A 17142-nucleotide genomic window follows, 5' to 3' on the forward strand; every position below is an offset into this window, starting at 1 on the left:
CAAGAGGCGCCCGAACAGCGTCTCCTCCGTGAGATCAACAGAAACCCCCTCCAATCCGAACACCGTCAGCTGAAATCAACGAACGAATGACCGGCAGGCCGTCAGCACCAGATGTGGTGGGTGCCGGACTCAGGGGGATAAGCCTTTAAATTGATTTTTGAAATTGAAGTTCGGAACAGTGGGCAATCTCCCGCTCTCAATTTGTCCATCCAATCCTCCGTTTTTTTCCAAAAAGAGGGAATGCATGATTATGATATATTTGGAGAGGAGCCATATATTGGATGTGGAGACATCAGCGGGGCTTCCGACGGAAAGATTACCATTCCGTGTCCTGATTCCATCGGCGAAATAACCGGAACTGGCATGGTCAGAATGGATTATACCGTGGAGTACGAAACCGTTTTTAGCAGAAAAAGAAAATCCTTTGACGCGTCCTCCATCATGTGGATTTATCAACTCCCAGCCAATCCAGGGGAACTCATCCGCATGAGCGTTATAAGCACAAAGCACCGAGGCGACTTGGATAGACATGACGATTAGCCACCTACGCATCACGCACCCCCTTCCGGGGTTGGTGCGTTTGATACATAACTCCGGATATTTTCACCAATGTGACGGTGGGCAGGGGTCAGAGCCCGAGGCTGCCGAGGCGTGCCTGCTGCCGCCGGATCAGGGTTTCCACTTCGGCCTGCGCCTGTGCAGGCAGGGGGGCACCGGGCGCGCGCAGGGTGGCGTGGGCGATGGCGCCGCGGCGGGCGAGGGTGAACTTGCGCACGGCGAGGCCACGGCCGGGCTGCGCCTCGTAGCGGATGAGCGGCAGGTAGGCGTCGAAGATGTCGCGCGCGCGTTCGGCGTCGCCCGCGCGGTGGGCGGCGACGACGCCCGCCATCATCTCGGGGTAAGCGAAGCCGGTCATCGCACCGTCGGCGCCGCGCGCCAGTTCCTCGGGCAGGAACTGGCCGCCGTTGCCGCAGAGGATCGAGAGGCGGCGCGCCCCCTGCGCCTCGGCGGCGCGCAGCGCGGTGATCTTGTCGAGACCGGGCCAGTCCTCGTGTTTCAGCATCACGCAGGTCGGGCAGTCGGCGGCGATGCGCAGGATCACCCCGGCCGGGATGCTGACCCCGGTGACCAGCGGGAAATCCTGCAGGACGAAGGGGATCGGGCCAAGCGCGCGGGCGACGGCGGTGAAATGGGCGGCGATCTCGTCGTCGTGTTTCAGCCCGGCGGCGGGCTGCACCATGACCCCTGCGGCGCCCGCCGCCATCACCGCCTGCGCCAGTTCGGCCATCGGGGCGAGACCGGAGGCCGGAACGCCGACCACCACCGGCACCCGCCCGGCCGAGGCGGCGAGCACCCGGCGCACTACCGTCAGGCTTTCGGCCGCGGTCAGCTTCGGCGCCTCGCCCATCACGCCCAGCAGCGTGAGGCCGGTCGCGCCGCGGTCGAGGTAGAAGGCGGTCATCCGGTCGATGCTGTCCAGATCGAGCGCGCCATCGGGCAGGAAGGGGGTCACCGCGATGGTGAAGACCCCGGCGGCGGTTTGATCGAGCATGGCGCAGTCCTTCTGGCGGTGGTGGCTGGCGGTGGCGGCGCGATCCTGACCGAGCGGGGCGGCGCGGGCAAGGCCCGGCGCGCGTTGTGGGATCCGCGCCACAGGCGGCGCCGACCTGGGCCGACGAACCGCGGCACCGTCTTGCGGCAGCCCACGGGCGTTCCTATGTCGACCCGCAGGGGCATGGTCACCATCCGGGGCCGCAGACCCCGCCGAAGGGGTTCGTGCGCACAACGCTGAGATATTTCCGTTCGGCGCTGGCCGTGACGGTGGCGGGTCTGGTCGCCGCCTTCTGGCTTGGCTGGGCGGAGTCGGGCGATCTTGGCGACGCGCTGAACTACCTGCTGATCGGGGCCGCCTTGGCCGCGCTGGAGATCTCGCTGTCGTTCGACAATGCGATCGTGAACGCTGCGACGCTGAACACGATGACGCCGGTCTGGCGGCACCGGTTCCTGACCTGGGGGATGCTGATCGCGGTGTTCGGCATGCGGCTGGTGTTCCCGCTGGCGATCGTGGCGGTGGCGGCGCATCTGGGGCCGCTCGATGCGCTGCGGCTGGCGCTGTTCCAGCCTGCGGCCTATGCCCATATCCTCGATCAGGCCCATCTGGCCATCGCGGCCTTCGGCGGCACCTTCCTGATGATGGTGGCGCTGCATTACTTCATCGACGAGCGCAAGGAAGTGGACTGGATCATTCGGCTGGAATGCCGGATGCGCGCCTGCGCCTCGCTGGAGGGGCTGGAGACGGCGTTCGTGCTGATCGTGATCCTGGGTTTCGCGCTGATGCTGCCCGAGGACCGGGTCGACGGCTACATGATTGCCGCGATCGCCGGGATGCTGACCTTTGCGGCCGTGCGCGCACTGGGCCGCGCGCTGGACGGGCCGCGGGGGGCCGCGCGCATGGTGGCGGCGGGCGGGCTGGGCGCCTTCCTCTACCTTGAGGTGCTGGACGCGAGCTTTTCCTTCGACGGGGTGGTGGGCGCCTTCGCGATGACCAGCGACCTTTTCCTGATCGCCATCGGTCTGGGCATCGGTGCGATGTATGTGCGCTCGATGACGCTGATGTTCGTCGAGCGCGGAACGCTGGCGCAGTTCCGCTATCTGGAACATGGCGCGTTCTATTCGGTGCTGTTCCTCTCGGTCGTGATGTTCCTGGAAACCCAGATCGAGGTGTCCGAGATCGCGACCGGCGGCGTCGGTGTCGCGGTGATCCTGGCCGCGCTGCGCTCGTCGGTGCGCCACAATCGCCAGGGTGAGGAGCAGGCCTGATCCGGCCTGCTCCACTTGGGTTCAGACCGCCTTCAGCGCCAGTTCCAGCTTGTCGAGGCCCTCGTGCAGTTGCGCCTCGGGGATCGTCAGCGGGGCCAGCAGGCGAATGGTGTTGGCGTAATAGCCGCAGGACAGCAGGATCAGCCCGGCCTCCAATGCTGCCGCCGTCACCGCCTTGGTGGCGTCCGGGTCGGGTTCATTGCCGCCGCGTTCCTTCACCAGCTCGAACGCGACCATCGCGCCGAGGCCGCGCACGTCACCGATGGGGCGAAGCGAGTTCGACTGCTTGAAGCCGTTGATCCGCTTCACCATGATCTCGCCCATCCAGTTGGCGCGGTCGCAGAGCTTTTCCTCCTCGATCACGTCCAGCACCGCCAGCGCCGCCGCGCACGAGATCGGGCTGCCGGCATAGGTGCCGCCAAGCCCGCCGGGTTCGACCGAATCCATGATGTGGCTTTTGCCGATGACGCCCGAGATCGGGAAGCCGCCGCCCAGCGCCTTGGCCACCGGGATCAGATCAGGTTCGATGCCGAAATGCTCGGTGGCGAAGACCTTGCCGGTGCGGGCAAAGCCGGTCTGCACCTCGTCCGAGACCAGACAGATGCCGTGCTGGTCGCAGAGTTCGCGCAGGCGGCGCATGAAGGTGATCGGGGTCTGGTAGAACCCGCCTTCGCCCTGCACGGGCTCGATCACGATGGCCGCGATGTCGGTCGGCGCGATGTCGGCCTTCATGATGTGGTAAAGCGAGTGCAGCGCCTCTTCCTCGGTGGTGCCGTGGATCGGGATCGGGAAGGGGCAGTGGAAGATGCCGACGGCGGGCGGTGTGCCCGGTGTGCGGTAGGGCACCGCCTTGCCGGTCATCGCGACGGTCAGTTGGGTGCGGCCGTGGAAGGCGCCGGTGAAGGTGATCACACCCTGCCGCTTGGTGTAGGCGCGGGCGATCTTCACCGCGTTTTCCGTGGCTTCGGCGCCGGTGGTGAAGAAGATCGTCTTGGCGTCGGCAATCGGCGCCAGCGCGTTCAGGCGTTCAGCCAGTTCGACGTAATTGCCGTAGCCGGTCACCTGCCAGGCGACGTGGGCGAATTTCTCAAGCTGGGCGGCGGCGGCGGCGATCACCTTGGGGTGGCGGTGGCCGGTGTTCGTCACCGCGATGCCCGAGCCGAAGTCGATGTAGCGGTTGCCCTCGATATCCCAGATCTCGGCGTTCTCGGCGCGGTCAAGGAAGATCGGCGCGCCGGTGACGACACCGCGCGGGATGGCCTTCTGACGACGGGCAAGAAGTTCGGCATTGGTGGACATCTGAATTTCCTTCATGGGCCGATCTCGCCACGAAAGCGGCTGCGGCCAGGCGCAGGGCGCCGCCGCGATCGGGGTGTGCGATGCGCGCGACACTAACCGGGCGCCCCGCCGGGCGCAACATCGCCGCCGGGGCCGGGTGTCGCGTCAGATCAGCGCCTTGAATTCGGCGGCGATCCGCCGCGCATGGCGCACCAGGATCGCCGCGTCGATATCAACCGCGGTGAACACGCTGCCATTCGCCATGCAGCGGCGCACGAAGGCGGGATCGAGCGACAGGATGCCCGCGGGCTTGCCCGCCTTGCGGATGCGGCGGATCGCGCCCTCGATCGCGACCACCACGTCGTGGTGCCCGCTGTCGCCGGGGTGACCCATCGTCGCGGCAAGGTCGGCCGGGCCGATGAAGATGCCGTCAACCCCGTCAACCGCGGCAATCTCCTCGATATTGGCCAGCGTCGCCGCGGTTTCGCATTGCACGATCAGGCAGATTTCCCGGTTGGCGGTCTGGGTGTAGTCGGCGATCTGGCCATAGCGCGTGGCCCGCGACAGGCCCGACACGCCGCGCATGCCCTGCGGCGGGTAGCGCACCGCCGCCACCGCCGCGCGCGCCTCCTCCGCCGTCTGGACGTAAGGCACGATCAGCGACTGCGCGCCCGCATCGAGGATGCGCTTGATCAGCACCGGGTCGTTCGACGCCGGGCGCACGACGGCATGCGAGGGGTAGGGCGCCGCCGCCTGCAACTGCGCGAAGACCGAGATCGGATCGCCGATCGAATGTTCGGTGTCGAACAGCAGCCAGTCATAGCCGCAGGTCGCCAGCGCCTCGGCGGTGAAGCCCGAGGGCAGCGTGACCCACAGGCCGATCTGCTGACGCCCCTCGGCGATGGCTTTCTTGAAGGTGTTCGGCGGCAAGTGCATCTGGGTCTCCCTGGAATGATCGGGTTGGCTCGGGTCAGGCGGCGTCAGGTCGCCACCACCAGCCGCGCGGCGCGGCGCAGCGCGAGGCTGTAGCCCTGGGTGCCGAAGCCCGCGATGACGCCCTCGGCGCGCAGGCTGACGTAGGAGTGGTGGCGGAACGCCTCGCGCTTGTGCACATTGGAGATGTGCACCTCCAGCACCGGCCCCTCGAAGGCGTTCAGCGCATCGAGGATGGCGACCGAGGTATGGGTGAAGGCGCCGGGGTTGATGATGATCGCCGCCGCCGCCTCGCGCGCCTCGTGCACCCAGTCGATGATCTCGTATTCGCGGTTCGACTGGTGAAAGCGGATCGCCACGCCCAACTCGCCCGCCAACGCGCGCACATCGGCCTCGACATCGGCGAGCGTCTCGTGGCCGTAAATCTCGGGCTGCCGCTTGCCGAGCAGGTTCAGGTTCGGGCCGTTCAGAACGAAGACGGTGGGTTTCATGGGGTCTCCTCCGCGGACTGGGCCCGCGCCGGACGCGCCGACCGGGCCTTTCCCCCATGTGTGACCGTCGCGGCGGGTTTTTTCTAGGCCGGATTTGCATCCTTCGCGAACTCGGGCCGGGGCGGAAGGCGGCTCGCCCGGGGGCTGACCGGATGTGCAGTCTGCCTGCAAAACGGGCGGATGGCGAATCCCTGCGCCAGCATTTGCCCGCCCACCGGGCAGATGCGGCGATTCAAAGCGGTTTGGGCTTGATGCCGTCGAGGTTTGCGGGATTATGCCGACGTGCGGTCATCTGCCCCTCAGCGCCCGCGGGCCGAGGTTCTGCCGCGCATGACCGGCCCGGATTGCGGGTCCAGATGGGAAAGACACGCGCTTGAACGACCTTACGCCCTCGCCGCGCAACCTGCAAAACGCGATCCTGCATCATCTGACCTACACGATCGGCAAGGATGCCCCGCACGCCAGCCTGCACGACTGGCGCATGGCGCTGTCCTTCGCGATCCGCGACCAGATCGTGGAGCCGTGGTTCGCCTCGACCCGACGGACCTGGGCCGAGGACCGCAAGCGGGTCTACTACCTGTCGATGGAATTCCTGATCGGCCGGATTCTGGAGGATGCGACGATCAACCTTGGCCTGCGCGATGTCGTCGAAGAGGTGATGACCGGCTTCGGCGTCGATTTCCGTGCGCTGGTCGAGGATGAACCCGACGCGGCGCTAGGCAATGGCGGGCTTGGCCGTCTGGCGGCCTGCTTCATGGAATCGATGGCGACAGTCGGCTGCCCGGCCTACGGCTACGGCATCCGCTACGAACACGGGCTGTTCCGCCAGCGGTTCCAGGATGGCCAGCAGGTCGAAACGCCCGAGGACTGGCTGATCCAGGCCAACCCCTGGGAATTCGACCGCCCCGAAAGCGCCTATACCATCGGTTTCAAGGGCACCGTCGAGACGGTGGACGGGCGCGAGGTCTGGACACCGGGCGAAACCGTCTTTGCCTCGGCGCATGATACGCCGGTGATCGGCTGGCAGGGCAAATGGGCCAACACCCTGCGGCTGTGGTCGGCGATGCCGACGACGCAGTTCGACCTTGAACGCTTCAACCACGGCGACTATGCCGCCGCCGCCGAACCCGAGGCGCTGGCCCGCACGATCAGCCGGGTGCTTTACCCCGACGACACCACCTATGCCGGCAAGGAACTGCGGCTGAAGCAGGAATATTTCATGACCTCGGCCGCCTTGCAGGACATCCTGCGGCGCTATCTGGCCGAGCATGACGACCTGACCCGCCTGCCGGAAAAGGTGGCGATCCAGATGAACGACACCCACCCGGCGATCGCCGGGCCGGAACTGATCCGCCTGCTGATGGACGATCACGGCATCGCCTTCGAGGCGGCGCTGGGGATCGCGCAACAGGTGCTGGGCTACACCAACCACACCCTGCTGCCCGAGGCGCTGGAACGCTGGTCGACCTACCTCTTTGGCAACGTGCTGCCGCGCCACATGCAGATCGTCGAGCGCATCGACGCCTGGCACCAGGACAACTTCCACAGCCGCCCGCACTACGTCGGCATCGTGAAGTTCCAGGAAGTCCACATGGGCGAACTGGCCTTCATCATGTCGCACAAGGTGAATGGCGTTTCGGCGCTGCATTCCGAACTGGTCAAGACCTCGCTGTTTCCGGAACTGGCCGCGCTGCATCCGGGCCGCATCATCAATGAAACCAACGGCGTCACGCCGCGGCGCTGGCTGAACATGTGCAACCGCCCGCTGGCCCGGCTGATCACCGACACGATCGGCGAGGCCTGGGTCGGCGATCTGGACCGGCTGCGCGATCTGGAACCGCACATCGCCGACGCGGGCTTCCGCGATGCCTTCGCTGCGGCCAAGCGCGCCAACAAGGTGGCGATCTCCGGCTGGATCGCGCGGGAAACCGGGGTGACGGTCAGCCCCGACGCGCTCTTTGACGTGCAGATCAAGCGCATCCACGAATACAAGCGCCAGTTGCTGAACATCCTGCAAACCATCGCGCACTGGCACGCGATCCGGCAGAACCCGACCGCCGACTGGGTGCCGCGCGTCAAGGTGTTCGGCGGCAAGTCGGCGCCGGGCTACTGGGTCGCGAAGGAAATCATCCACCTGATCAACGATGTCGCCCGCGTGGTGAACGCCGACCCGCTGGTGGGCGACGCGCTGAAGGTGATCTACCCGGCCAACTACAACGTCTCGATGGCGGAAAAGCTGGTGCCGGCCGCCGACCTGTCGGAACAGATTTCGACGGCGGGCAAGGAAGCCTCGGGCACCGGCAACATGAAGTTCATGCTGAACGGCGCGCCGACCATCGGCACGCTGGACGGCGCCAACGTGGAAATCCTGCAGGAGGTCGGCGCCGAGAACTTCTTCCTGTTCGGCCTCACCGCCGAGCAGGTGGTGGATCGCCGCAAGGATGTGGAGCATTCGGCCCACGCGATCCGCGAAAACCAGTCATTGCAGGACGTGTTGCAGATGATCGCCGAGGGCCGGTTCTCGGCCGAGCAGCCCGACCGTTACCACGGCATCGTCGACCGGCTCTGGCATCACGACTATTTCCTCGTCGCCGACGACTATGCCGCCTACGAGGTGGCGCAGGCCGAGGTGGATGCCGCCTATCGCGATCCGGCGCGCTGGGTGCGCATGGCGGCCATGAACACCGCGCGCGGCGGCTTTTTCTCCTCTGACCGGACAATTCGTGGCTATATGAAAGACATATGGTCGACGGAATCGGCCCTTTGAGGGAGAGACAGCCGATGGCACGGAAGCCGAAGCCTGAAGGGGCGCCCCTTCTTGCGCCCGAAGCCGCGAAGGCGATCCTGGCCGGGGCCCATGGCGATCCGTTTTCCGTCCTCGGCCCGCATGACCGGGACGGCCGGGTCGTGCTGACCGCCTTCGTGCCCGGCGCCGACACGCTGACCGCGCTGACCACCGAGGGCGAGGTGCCGCTGATCGCGCTCGACACCGGCTCGGGGCTGTTCGGCGGCGTGCTGCCGGCCTGGGTGCCCTACCGCCTGCGCGCCCGCAATCCCGAGGCGACCTGGGAATTCGATGACCCCTACCGCTACGGCCCGGTGCTGGGCGAGATGGACGAATACCTGCTGGGCGAAGGCACCTATCGCCGCATCTGGCACGCGCTGGGCGCCCATCCGATGACGCACGAGGGCGCCGAGGGCGTGCATTTCGCGGTCTGGGCGCCGAATGCGGAACGGGTTTCCGTGGTGGGCGACTTCAACCTGTGGGATGGCCGCCGCCACCCGATGCGGCTGCGCGGGCAGACCGGCGTCTGGGAAATCTTCATGCCCGGTCTGGGCGAGGGCACCGTCTACAAATACGAAATCCGCGGCCGCGGCGGCAAGCGCGAGCCCTTGAAGGCCGACCCGGTCGGCTTTGGCTCCGAGCATCCGCCCGCCACCGGGTCCGTCGTGCGCTCGATCGAGCACCCGCACTGGTCCGACGAGCGCTGGATGAAGGGCCGCGCCAAACACCACGCCATCGACGCGCCGATCTCGATCTACGAGGTCCATCTGGGCAGCTGGCGCAAGGCCGATGGCGGAATGCGGCCGCTCTCGTACCTCGAACTGGCCGATCAACTGGTGGATTACGCCGCCGACATGGGCTTCACCCATCTCGAATTCATGCCGGTCAGCGAATATCCGTTCGACGGCTCTTGGGGCTACCAGCCCACCGGCATGTTCGCCCCCACCATCCGCCACGGCCTGCCCGACGAGTTCCGCGCGCTGGTCGACGCCGCGCACCGCAAGGGGTTGGGCATCCTGCTGGACTGGGTGCCGGGCCACTTCCCGTCGGATCCGCACGGGCTGGCGCATTTCGACGGCACCGCCCTTTACGAACACGCCGACCCGCGCGAGGGGTTCCATCAGGACTGGAACACCCTGATCTACAACTACGGCCGCGCCGAGGTGGCGAACTACCTGATCTCCAACGCGCTTTACTGGCTGGAGGAATATCACGCCGACGGGCTGCGGGTGGATGCCGTGGCCTCGATGCTCTACCGCGACTACAGCCGCAAGGCGGGCGAGTGGCTGCCCAACAAGGACGGTGGGCGCGAGAATTACGAGGCGATCGCCGTGCTGCAACGCACCAACGTCACCGCCTATGGCGAATGCCCCGGCATCATGACGGTGGCCGAGGAATCGACCGCCTTCCCCGGCGTGTCGCGCCCGGTGAACCATGGCGGCCTGGGCTTTGGCTACAAGTGGAACATGGGCTGGATGAACGACAGCCTGTCCTACATCCAGAAAGACCCGCTCTACCGCCGCTTCCACCACCACCAGATGACGTTCAGCCTGCACTATGCCTGGTCCGAGAATTTCATCCTGCCGATCAGCCATGACGAGGTCGTGCACGGCAAGGGCAGCATGATCACCAAGATGCCGGGGCAGGGCGACGAGAAATTCGCCAACCTGCGCGCCTATTACAGCTTCATGTGGACGCATCCGGGCAAGAAGCTGATCTTCATGGGCTGCGAGTTTGCCCAAGGGGTGGAATGGAGCCATTCCCGCAGCCTCGACTGGCACCTGCTGGACCGCCCGCAGCATCGCGGCATCCAGAACCTCGTGCGCGACCTCAACCGGCTGTACCGCGACACGCCCGCGCTGCACGTCAACGACTGCCGCCCCGAGGGCTTCGCGTGGCTCGAGTCGAACGACGCCGAGAATTCCGTCTTCGCCTTCATCCGCCGGGGCGGGCCGACGGATGCGCAGGTCGTGGTGGCGATCAACTTCACGCCGGTGGAGCGGCGCGGCTACCGCCTCGGCTTTCCAGCGGCGGGGCATTGGCACGAGGCCTTCAACTCGGATTCCGCGCATTACGGCGGCGACAACCGCGGCAACCTGGGCGGCATCGAGACGGAACCGAAGGGCTGGCACGGCCAGCCGCAATCGGCCGCTGTCACGCTGCCGCCATTGTCGGCAATCATTTTCAGGCAGGAATAACCTGCGCCATCGGGAGGAACGCATGAAACCGGGACCGAACACGCGGCTGTCAAGCCAGGCGATGGCCTTCGTCCTTGCCGGCGGGCGGGGAAGCCGCCTGAAGGAACTGACGGACCGACGCGCAAAACCCGCCGTCTATTTCGGCGGCAAGACGCGCATCATCGACTTCGCGCTGTCGAACGCGCTGAACTCGGGCATTCGCAAGATGGCGATCGCGACGCAATACAAGGCGCACAGCCTGATCCGCCACATGCAGCGCGGTTGGGGCTTCTTCCGCGCCGAACGCAACGAATACCTCGACATCCTGCCCGCCAGCCAGCGGGTCAGCGAAAGCAAGTGGTACATGGGCACCGCCGACGCGGTGACGCAGAACATCGACATCGTCGACAGCTACGACGTGAAATACGTCATCGTTCTGGCCGGTGACCACGTCTACAAGATGGACTACGAGATCATGCTGCGCCAGCATGTGGACACCGGCGCCGACGTGACCATCGGCTGCCTGACGGTGCCGCGGATGGAAGCCACCGCCTTCGGCGTGATGGACATCGACACGACCGGCCGCGTCACCGCGTTTCTGGAAAAGCCGAAAGACCCGCCCTCGATCCCCGGCGACCCGGAACATGCGCTGGCCTCGATGGGCATCTATGTCTTCAACTGGGATTTCCTGCGCGACCTCCTGATCCGCGACAGCGAGGACACGAATTCCAGCCACGATTTCGGCAACGACCTGATCCCCTACATCGTCAAGAACGGGCGTGCGATGGCGCACCGCTTTTCCGAAAGCTGCGTGATGTCGGGGCTGGAAAGCGAGCCCTACTGGCGCGACGTCGGCACCATCGACGCCTTCTGGCAGGCCAATATCGACCTCACCGATTTCGTGCCGAAGCTTGACCTTTACGACAACGCCTGGCCGATCTGGACCTATGCCGAGATCGTGCCGCCCGCCAAGTTCGTGCATGACGAGGACGACCGCCGAGGCTCGGCGGTGTCGTCGCTGGTGTCGGGCGATTGCATCGTGTCGGGGTCGGAGGTGCGCAACTCGCTGCTGTTCACCGGCTGCCGGACGCATTCCTTCGCGTCGCTCGAATACGTCGTGGCGCTGCCTTACGTCCGGGTCGGGCGCAAGGCGCGGCTGAAGAACTGCGTGATCGACCGCGGCGTGGTGATCCCGGCCGGGCTGGTAGTGGGCGAAGACCCTGAAGAGGACGCCCGCTGGTTCCGCCGCACCGACAGCGGGATCGTGCTGATCACCGAGCCGATGCTGGAGGCGCGGGCCGCCAAGCTGGGGCTTTAGCGGAGAACGTGGGGGGCTGTCTGCCCCCCACACCCCCCGAGGATATTTGAGAACGGAAGATGAAAGGGCAGCAGATGCCGGAGCGGTCAATCGCCGGACGGGTGCTGTCGGTGGCATCGGAATGCGTGCCGCTGGTGAAGACCGGCGGGCTGGCCGATGTGGTCGGCGCGCTGCCCAAGGCGCTGGCGGGGCAGGGCTGGCAGATGCGGGTGCTGATGCCGGCCTATCGCGGATTGGCCGAACGGCTGGAGGGGGCCGAGGAGGTCTGGACCGGGGGCGATCTGTTCGGCGGCCCGGCGATCGTGCTGGCCGGGCGGGTCGACGGGCTGGACATGCTGCTGGTGTCGGCGCCGCATCTTTATGACCGCGCGGGCGGACCCTATTCGGTGGACGGGCGCGACCATGCCGACAACCCCGAACGTTTCGCCGCGCTCTGCTGGGTCGCGGCGGACATCGCGCGGCACGGGCTGGGCGACGGCTGGCAGCCGGACGTGGTGCACGCGCATGACTGGCAGGGCGGGCTGGCGCCGGCCTATCTGCGCTATGCGGGCACCCCGGTGAAAAGCGTCATCACCGTGCACAACATCGCGTTTCAGGGCATGGCCCCGGCGTGGAAACTGGCCGGGCTGCGCCTGCCCGCGTCGGAATTTCATGCCGATGCGCTGGAATACTACGGCCAGATCAGCATGCTGAAGGCCGGGCTGGTGACCGCCGACGCGATTACCACGGTCAGCCCGACCTATGCCGAGGAACTGATGCGCCCGGCCTTCGGGATGGGGCTGGAGGGCGTCATCGCGGCGCGGGCGGCGCGGGTGCATGGTATCCTGAACGGGGTCGATACCGCGGTCTGGGATCCGGCGGGCGATCTGGAGGCGGAGCCCTATGACAGCCGTCGGCTGAACCGCAAGGCGCTGAACCGGGCGCGGCTGATCGCGGAATTCGGGTTGGGCGAGGTGCCGGGGCCGCTGGCGATCGTCGTCAGCCGCCTGACCGGCCAGAAGGGGATCGACCTGATCCCCGCCGTGTTGCCGGATTTCATCGCGGGGGGGGGCGGGCTTGCGGTGCTGGGTTCCGGCGATCCGGGGCTGGAACAGGCGATGCACGCCGCCGCCGCGCGCTATCCGGGCCGGGTCGCGGTGCAGATCGGCTATGACGAGGCGCTGAGTCACCGCATGTTCGCGGGCGCCGATGCGGTGCTGGTGCCGTCGCGGTTCGAGCCTTGCGGGCTGACGCAGATGTACGGGCTGCGCTACGGCACGCTGCCGGTGGTGGCGGAAACCGGGGGCCTCGCCGACACCGTGATCAACGCCAGCCCGATGGCGCTGGCCGCGGGGGCGGCGACCGGGATCGCGTTCCATCCGACCGATGCGCTGGCCTTCGGGCAGGCGCTGCGGCGGCTGACCCAGCTTTATGCGCAACCCGCCGTCTGGGCGGCGATGCAGCGTGCCGCGATGCGTCAGCCGGTGGGGTGGGAGGTGTCATCCGCCGCCTACGCCGCGCTTTACGCGGACCTGCTGGGATGAACTCCGCGCCCAAAGTGCCCCCGGCCCGGCTGCGCGCCCATGCGGTGCGCCCCGGCAAGCCCTGGCCGATGGGCGCCACCTTCGATGGCGAGGGGGTGAATTTCGCCGTCTTTTCCGCCAATGCCGAGCGGCTGGAACTGTGCCTGTTTTCCGACGACGGCCGCAAGGAACTGGCCCGGCTGCCGTTCAAGGACCGCGACGGCGACATCTGGCACATGCATGTCGGCGGCCTGACGCCGGGCACGAAATACGGGCTGCGCGCGCACGGGCCCTATCAGCCCGAGGCGGGGCACCGCTTCAACCCCAACAAGCTCTTGATCGACCCCTACGCCAAGCAGTTGGACGGGCGATTGAAATGGTCGGACGCGGTGATGGGCTACCGGGTCGGCAGCCCGCGCGCCGACCTGTCGTTCGACACCCGCGACAGTGCCTTCGCGGTGCCGAAATCGGTGGTGGTGGACCCGTCCTTCCCCTGGGCGCAGGCGGCGCCGCTGGCCCACCCGATCGGCCGGTCGGTGATCTACGAGGCGCATGTGAAGGGCCTTACGGCGGCGCATCCAGGCGTCGATCCCGGTCTGCGCGGCACCTATCTGGGCGTTGCCAGCGAGCCGATGATCGAGCATCTGGTGAAGCTGGGCGTGACCGCCATCGAACTGTTGCCGGTGCAGGCCCATGTCGACGACCGCTTTCTGGTCAGCGCGGGGCTGCGCAACTACTGGGGTTACCAGACCATCGGCTTCTTCGCGCCCGAGCCGCGCTACATGACGCACAACGCGGTGTGGGAACTGCAGACGATGGTGCGCCGCCTGCATGTGGCCGGGATCGAGGTGATCCTCGACGTCGTCTACAACCACTCGGGCGAGGGCGACGAACTGGGGCCGACGCTGGCCTTTCGCGGCCTTGACAACCGCAGCTATTACCGGCTGCGCGAGGGGGGCAGGTTCTACGTCAACGACACCGGCACCGGCAACACGCTCGATCTGACGCATCCGATGGTACTGCGGATGGTGATGGATTCGTTGCGCTACTGGGTCGAGGTGTTCCACGTCGACGGCTTCCGCTTTGATCTGGCCACCACGCTGGCGCGCGAGGCGGGCGGGTTCGACCGCCGCTCGGGCTTTCTCGACGCGATCCGGCAGGATCCGGTGCTGAGCCGGGTCAAGCTGATCGCCGAGCCCTGGGACATCGGGCCGGGCGGCTATCAGTTGGGACGCTGGCCGCATCCGTTTCTGGAATGGAACGACAGGTTCCGCGACGGTGTGCGCCGGTTCTGGCGCGGCGACGCGGGCATGACGGCGGAACTGGCCAAGCGCCTGCTCGGTTCGGCCGACGAGTTCGAAGGCCACAACCGGGCCGCCACCTCCTCGGTCAACTTCCTGACCGCGCATGACGGCTTCACGCTGGAGGATGCCGTGTCCTATGCCGTCAAGCACAACGAGGCGAACGGTGAAGGCAACCGCGACGGCCATAACGAGAACTTCAGCGACAACATGGGGGTCGAGGGGCCGACGCTTGACGCAAAGATCCGCGCCGCCCGCGCCGACCGCAAGCGCGCGCTGCTGGCGACGCTGATGCTCAGTCAGGGCACGCCGATGCTGCTGGCGGGCGACGAGATCGGCAACACGCAGGGCGGCAACAACAACGCCTATGCGCAGGACAACGCGATCGGCTGGGTGGACTGGTCCGACCCCGATGCCGGGCTGCTGGCCTTCGTGACGAAGGTGATCGCGCTGCGCCAGGCGCATCCGGCGCTGCGTCAGCGCGCCTTCCTGCATTCGCGCCCGCGTGCCGCCGACGGCTTGCGCGATCTGGTCTGGCGCAAGCCCGACGGGCAGGAACCCTCGGCGACCGACTGGCACGACCCCGGCTTCCGCACCCTCTGCGCCGAGGTGCGCATGGCCGCGGGCACCGCCGCCGCCGAGGTGCCGGGCGAAACGCTTTACTGCATCTTCAACAGCGGCCCGGCGGTGGAAACGGTGCTGCCGGTGCAGCCGCACCCCGGCGCGTGGCGTGTGCTGCTTGACAGTTCGCGCCCGGCACTGGAACCCTGCATCCTGGATGAACCGCGCATCGCCACCGCCGCCGGCGCGGTGCTGATGCTGGTGCATCACCGTGACTGACCTGGAAGGAATGCCTGAATGAGTGCTGCCACCCATGCGACCCACCCGATCGAGGGGCAGAAGCCCGGCACCTCGGGCCTGCGCAAGAAGACGCCGGTCTTCATGCGGCCGCATTATCTGGAAAACTTCGTGCAGGCGATCTTCGACGTGGTAGGCGTGAAGGGAAAAACCTTCGTGCTGGGCGGCGACGGGCGCTATTTCAATGACCGCGCCGCGCAGGTGATCCTGAAGATGGCGGCGGCGAACGGCGCGGCCAGGGTGATCGTGGGGCAGGGTGCGATCCTCTCGACCCCCGCCGCCAGCCACCTGATCCGGCTGAACCAGACCGACGGCGGCATCATCATGTCGGCCAGCCACAACCCCGGCGGCCCGACCGAGGATTTCGGCGTCAAGTTCAACATGCCCAATGGCGGCCCGGCGCCCGAGTCCGTGACCGAGGCGATCTTCGAGCGCACCAAGGTGCTGAGCGAATACCGCCTCGTCTCCGCGCCCGATGTCGATCTGGACCGGATCGGCCGCGTCACGCTGGGCGGCATGACGGTCGATGTGGTGGACCCCGTCGCCGACTATGCCGCGCTGATGGAAACGCTGTTCGACTTCGGCGCGATCCGCGCGCTGGTCACGGCGGGCTTCCGGATGCGCTTCGATGCGATGTGCGCCGTCACCGGGCCCTATGCGAAAGAGATCCTCGAACGCCGTCTGGGCCTGGCCGAGGGCACGGTGGTGAACGCGGTGCCGCTGCCCGATTTCGGCGGCCACCACCCCGACCCGAACCCGACCTGGGCCCATGCCCTGATGGAGGAGATGTTCGCCCCCGGCGCCCCCGATTTCGGCGCCGCCTCGGATGGCGACGGCGACCGCAACATGATCGTCGGGCGCGGCATCTACGTCTCGCCGTCCGACAGCCTCGCGGTGCTGGCCGCCAATGCCCACCTCGCCCCCGCCTACAAGGGCGGGCTGAAGGGGGTGGCGCGCTCGATGCCGACCTCGGCGGCGGTGGACCGGGTCGCCAAGGCGATGGGGATCGAGGCGTTCGAGACGCCGACCGGCTGGAAGTTCTTCGGCAACCTGCTCGACGCCGGGCGCTGCACGATCTGCGGCGAGGAAAGCTTTGGCACCGGGTCCGACCATGTGCGGGAAAAGGACGGCCTCTGGGCGGTTCTGTTGTGGCTGAACATCCTCGCCGTGCGGCGGCACGGGGTGGCGGCGATCCTGCGCGACCACTGGCAGACCTACGGGCGCAACTACTATTCGCGCCACGATTTCGAGGCGCTGGATATCCACGCCGCCGAACGCATGATGAGCGCGCTGAAAGCGGCGATCCCGACGCTGCCCGGCACCCGGGTCGAGGGGATGGACATCGCCGCCGCCGACGATTTCGCCTATCACGACCCGGTCGACGGCTCGGTCAGCCGCGCGCAGGGCGTGCGCATCCGGTTCGAGAACGGCGCCCGCATCGTGCTGCGGCTGTCGGGCACCGGCACCGAGGGCGCGACGCTGCGGCTTTACCTCGAACGCTACGAGGCCGACCCGGCGCAGCAGGGTCTCGACCCGCAAGAGGCGCTGGCCCCGGTGATCCGGGCCGCCCATGCGCTGGCGGGGATCAAGGAACAGATCGGGCGCGACCGGCCGAACGTCATCACCTGAGGTTCTGACGCCAACGGACCTGCGCGTGACGCATCCGCATCATGCGGTGG

12 protein-coding genes are annotated in these 17142 nt (G+C 67.1%); 7 read left to right on the forward strand and 5 right to left on the reverse strand.

The window, feature by feature from the left end:
- Positions 1–129: 129 nt before the first annotated feature.
- Together AC11WY_RS09025 and AC11WY_RS09030 are read right to left on the reverse strand one after the other, a co-directional pair.
- Positions 130–531 (reverse strand): hypothetical protein, encoded by a 402-nt coding sequence (locus AC11WY_RS09025; protein WP_482924624.1) that lies wholly within the window; start codon positions 529–531, stop codon positions 130–132.
- Between the two features lie 97 nt (positions 532–628).
- Positions 629–1552 carry a dihydrodipicolinate synthase family protein gene (locus AC11WY_RS09030; RefSeq protein ID WP_482924727.1) on the reverse strand — a complete coding sequence of 308 codons (924 nt, stop codon included), beginning with the start codon at positions 1550–1552 and terminating at the stop codon, positions 629–631.
- Positions 1553–1776: 224 nt separating this feature from the next.
- Here AC11WY_RS09030 and AC11WY_RS09035 point away from each other — a divergent pair, with 224 nt between their 5' ends.
- Entirely contained in the window at positions 1777–2820 is a 1044-nt protein-coding gene (locus AC11WY_RS09035) for a DUF475 domain-containing protein (RefSeq protein WP_482924626.1), read from the forward strand.
- A 21-nt stretch (positions 2821–2841) separates the two neighbouring features.
- Here AC11WY_RS09035 and gabT read toward each other — a convergent pair whose 3' ends face one another.
- The 3 genes from gabT to aroQ all read right to left on the reverse strand — a co-directional run bounded on the left by gabT (position 2842) and on the right by aroQ (position 5522).
- Positions 2842–4119, reverse strand: coding sequence for a 4-aminobutyrate--2-oxoglutarate transaminase (gabT, locus tag AC11WY_RS09040; protein WP_482924628.1), 1278 nt, complete (start codon positions 4117–4119; stop codon positions 2842–2844).
- A gap of 144 nt (positions 4120–4263) precedes the next feature.
- Entirely contained in the window at positions 4264–5034 is a 771-nt protein-coding gene (locus AC11WY_RS09045; protein ID WP_482924629.1) for an aldolase/citrate lyase family protein, read from the reverse strand.
- 44 nt (positions 5035–5078) lie between these two features.
- On the reverse strand, positions 5079–5522 hold the full coding sequence (gene aroQ, locus AC11WY_RS09050; RefSeq protein WP_482924631.1) for a type II 3-dehydroquinate dehydratase: 444 nt from the start codon (positions 5520–5522) through the stop codon (positions 5079–5081).
- 373 nt (positions 5523–5895) lie between these two features.
- Here aroQ and AC11WY_RS09055 point away from each other — a divergent pair, with 373 nt between their 5' ends.
- From AC11WY_RS09055 to AC11WY_RS09080, 6 genes are read left to right on the forward strand one after another with little or no spacing between them, the layout of a single operon-like run.
- On the forward strand, positions 5896–8289 hold the full coding sequence (locus AC11WY_RS09055) for a glycogen/starch/alpha-glucan phosphorylase (RefSeq protein ID WP_482924633.1): 2394 nt from the start codon (positions 5896–5898) through the stop codon (positions 8287–8289).
- Positions 8290–8303: 14 nt separating this feature from the next.
- The gene (glgB, locus tag AC11WY_RS09060) at positions 8304–10505 is read left to right on the forward strand and encodes a 1,4-alpha-glucan branching protein GlgB (RefSeq protein ID WP_482924634.1); all 2202 of its coding nucleotides are present in this window, start codon (positions 8304–8306) and stop codon (positions 10503–10505) included.
- Positions 10506–10527: 22 nt separating this feature from the next.
- On the forward strand, positions 10528–11802 hold the full coding sequence (glgC, locus tag AC11WY_RS09065; protein WP_482924636.1) for a glucose-1-phosphate adenylyltransferase: 1275 nt from the start codon (positions 10528–10530) through the stop codon (positions 11800–11802).
- 59 nt (positions 11803–11861) lie between these two features.
- Entirely contained in the window at positions 11862–13325 is a 1464-nt protein-coding gene (gene glgA, locus AC11WY_RS09070) for a glycogen synthase GlgA (protein ID WP_482924637.1), read from the forward strand.
- The gene (gene glgX / locus AC11WY_RS09075; protein ID WP_482924639.1) at positions 13322–15445 is read left to right on the forward strand and encodes a glycogen debranching protein GlgX; all 2124 of its coding nucleotides are present in this window, start codon (positions 13322–13324) and stop codon (positions 15443–15445) included. The genes glgA and glgX overlap by 4 nt, the downstream gene beginning before the upstream one ends.
- Before the next feature lie 18 nt (positions 15446–15463).
- Positions 15464–17092 (forward strand): alpha-D-glucose phosphate-specific phosphoglucomutase, encoded by a 1629-nt coding sequence (locus tag AC11WY_RS09080; RefSeq protein WP_482924640.1) that lies wholly within the window; start codon positions 15464–15466, stop codon positions 17090–17092.
- Positions 17093–17142 lie beyond the last annotated feature (50 nt).

The sequence above is a fragment of the Solirhodobacter sp. genome, from assembly GCF_964715405.1.

Bases quoted from the DNA above. Each gene is read 5' to 3' on its own strand.
- aroQ (WP_482924631.1), bottom strand. From the start codon at position 5,522: ATGAAACCCACCGTCTTCGTTCTGAACGGCCCGAACCTGAACCTGCTC.
- glgB (WP_482924634.1), top strand. From the start codon at position 8,304: ATGGCACGGAAGCCGAAGCCTGAAGGGGCGCCCCTTCTTGCGCCCGAA.
- AC11WY_RS09030 (WP_482924727.1), bottom strand. From the start codon at position 1,552: ATGCTCGATCAAACCGCCGCCGGGGTCTTCACCATCGCGGTGACCCCC.
- AC11WY_RS09045 (WP_482924629.1), bottom strand. From the start codon at position 5,034: ATGCACTTGCCGCCGAACACCTTCAAGAAAGCCATCGCCGAGGGGCGT.
- glgC (WP_482924636.1), top strand. From the start codon at position 10,528: ATGAAACCGGGACCGAACACGCGGCTGTCAAGCCAGGCGATGGCCTTC.
- gabT (WP_482924628.1), bottom strand. From the start codon at position 4,119: ATGTCCACCAATGCCGAACTTCTTGCCCGTCGTCAGAAGGCCATCCCG.
- glgX (WP_482924639.1), top strand. From the start codon at position 13,322: ATGAACTCCGCGCCCAAAGTGCCCCCGGCCCGGCTGCGCGCCCATGCG.
- AC11WY_RS09080 (WP_482924640.1), top strand. From the start codon at position 15,464: ATGAGTGCTGCCACCCATGCGACCCACCCGATCGAGGGGCAGAAGCCC.
- glgA (WP_482924637.1), top strand. From the start codon at position 11,862: ATGAAAGGGCAGCAGATGCCGGAGCGGTCAATCGCCGGACGGGTGCTG.
- AC11WY_RS09025 (WP_482924624.1), bottom strand. From the start codon at position 531: ATGTCTATCCAAGTCGCCTCGGTGCTTTGTGCTTATAACGCTCATGCG.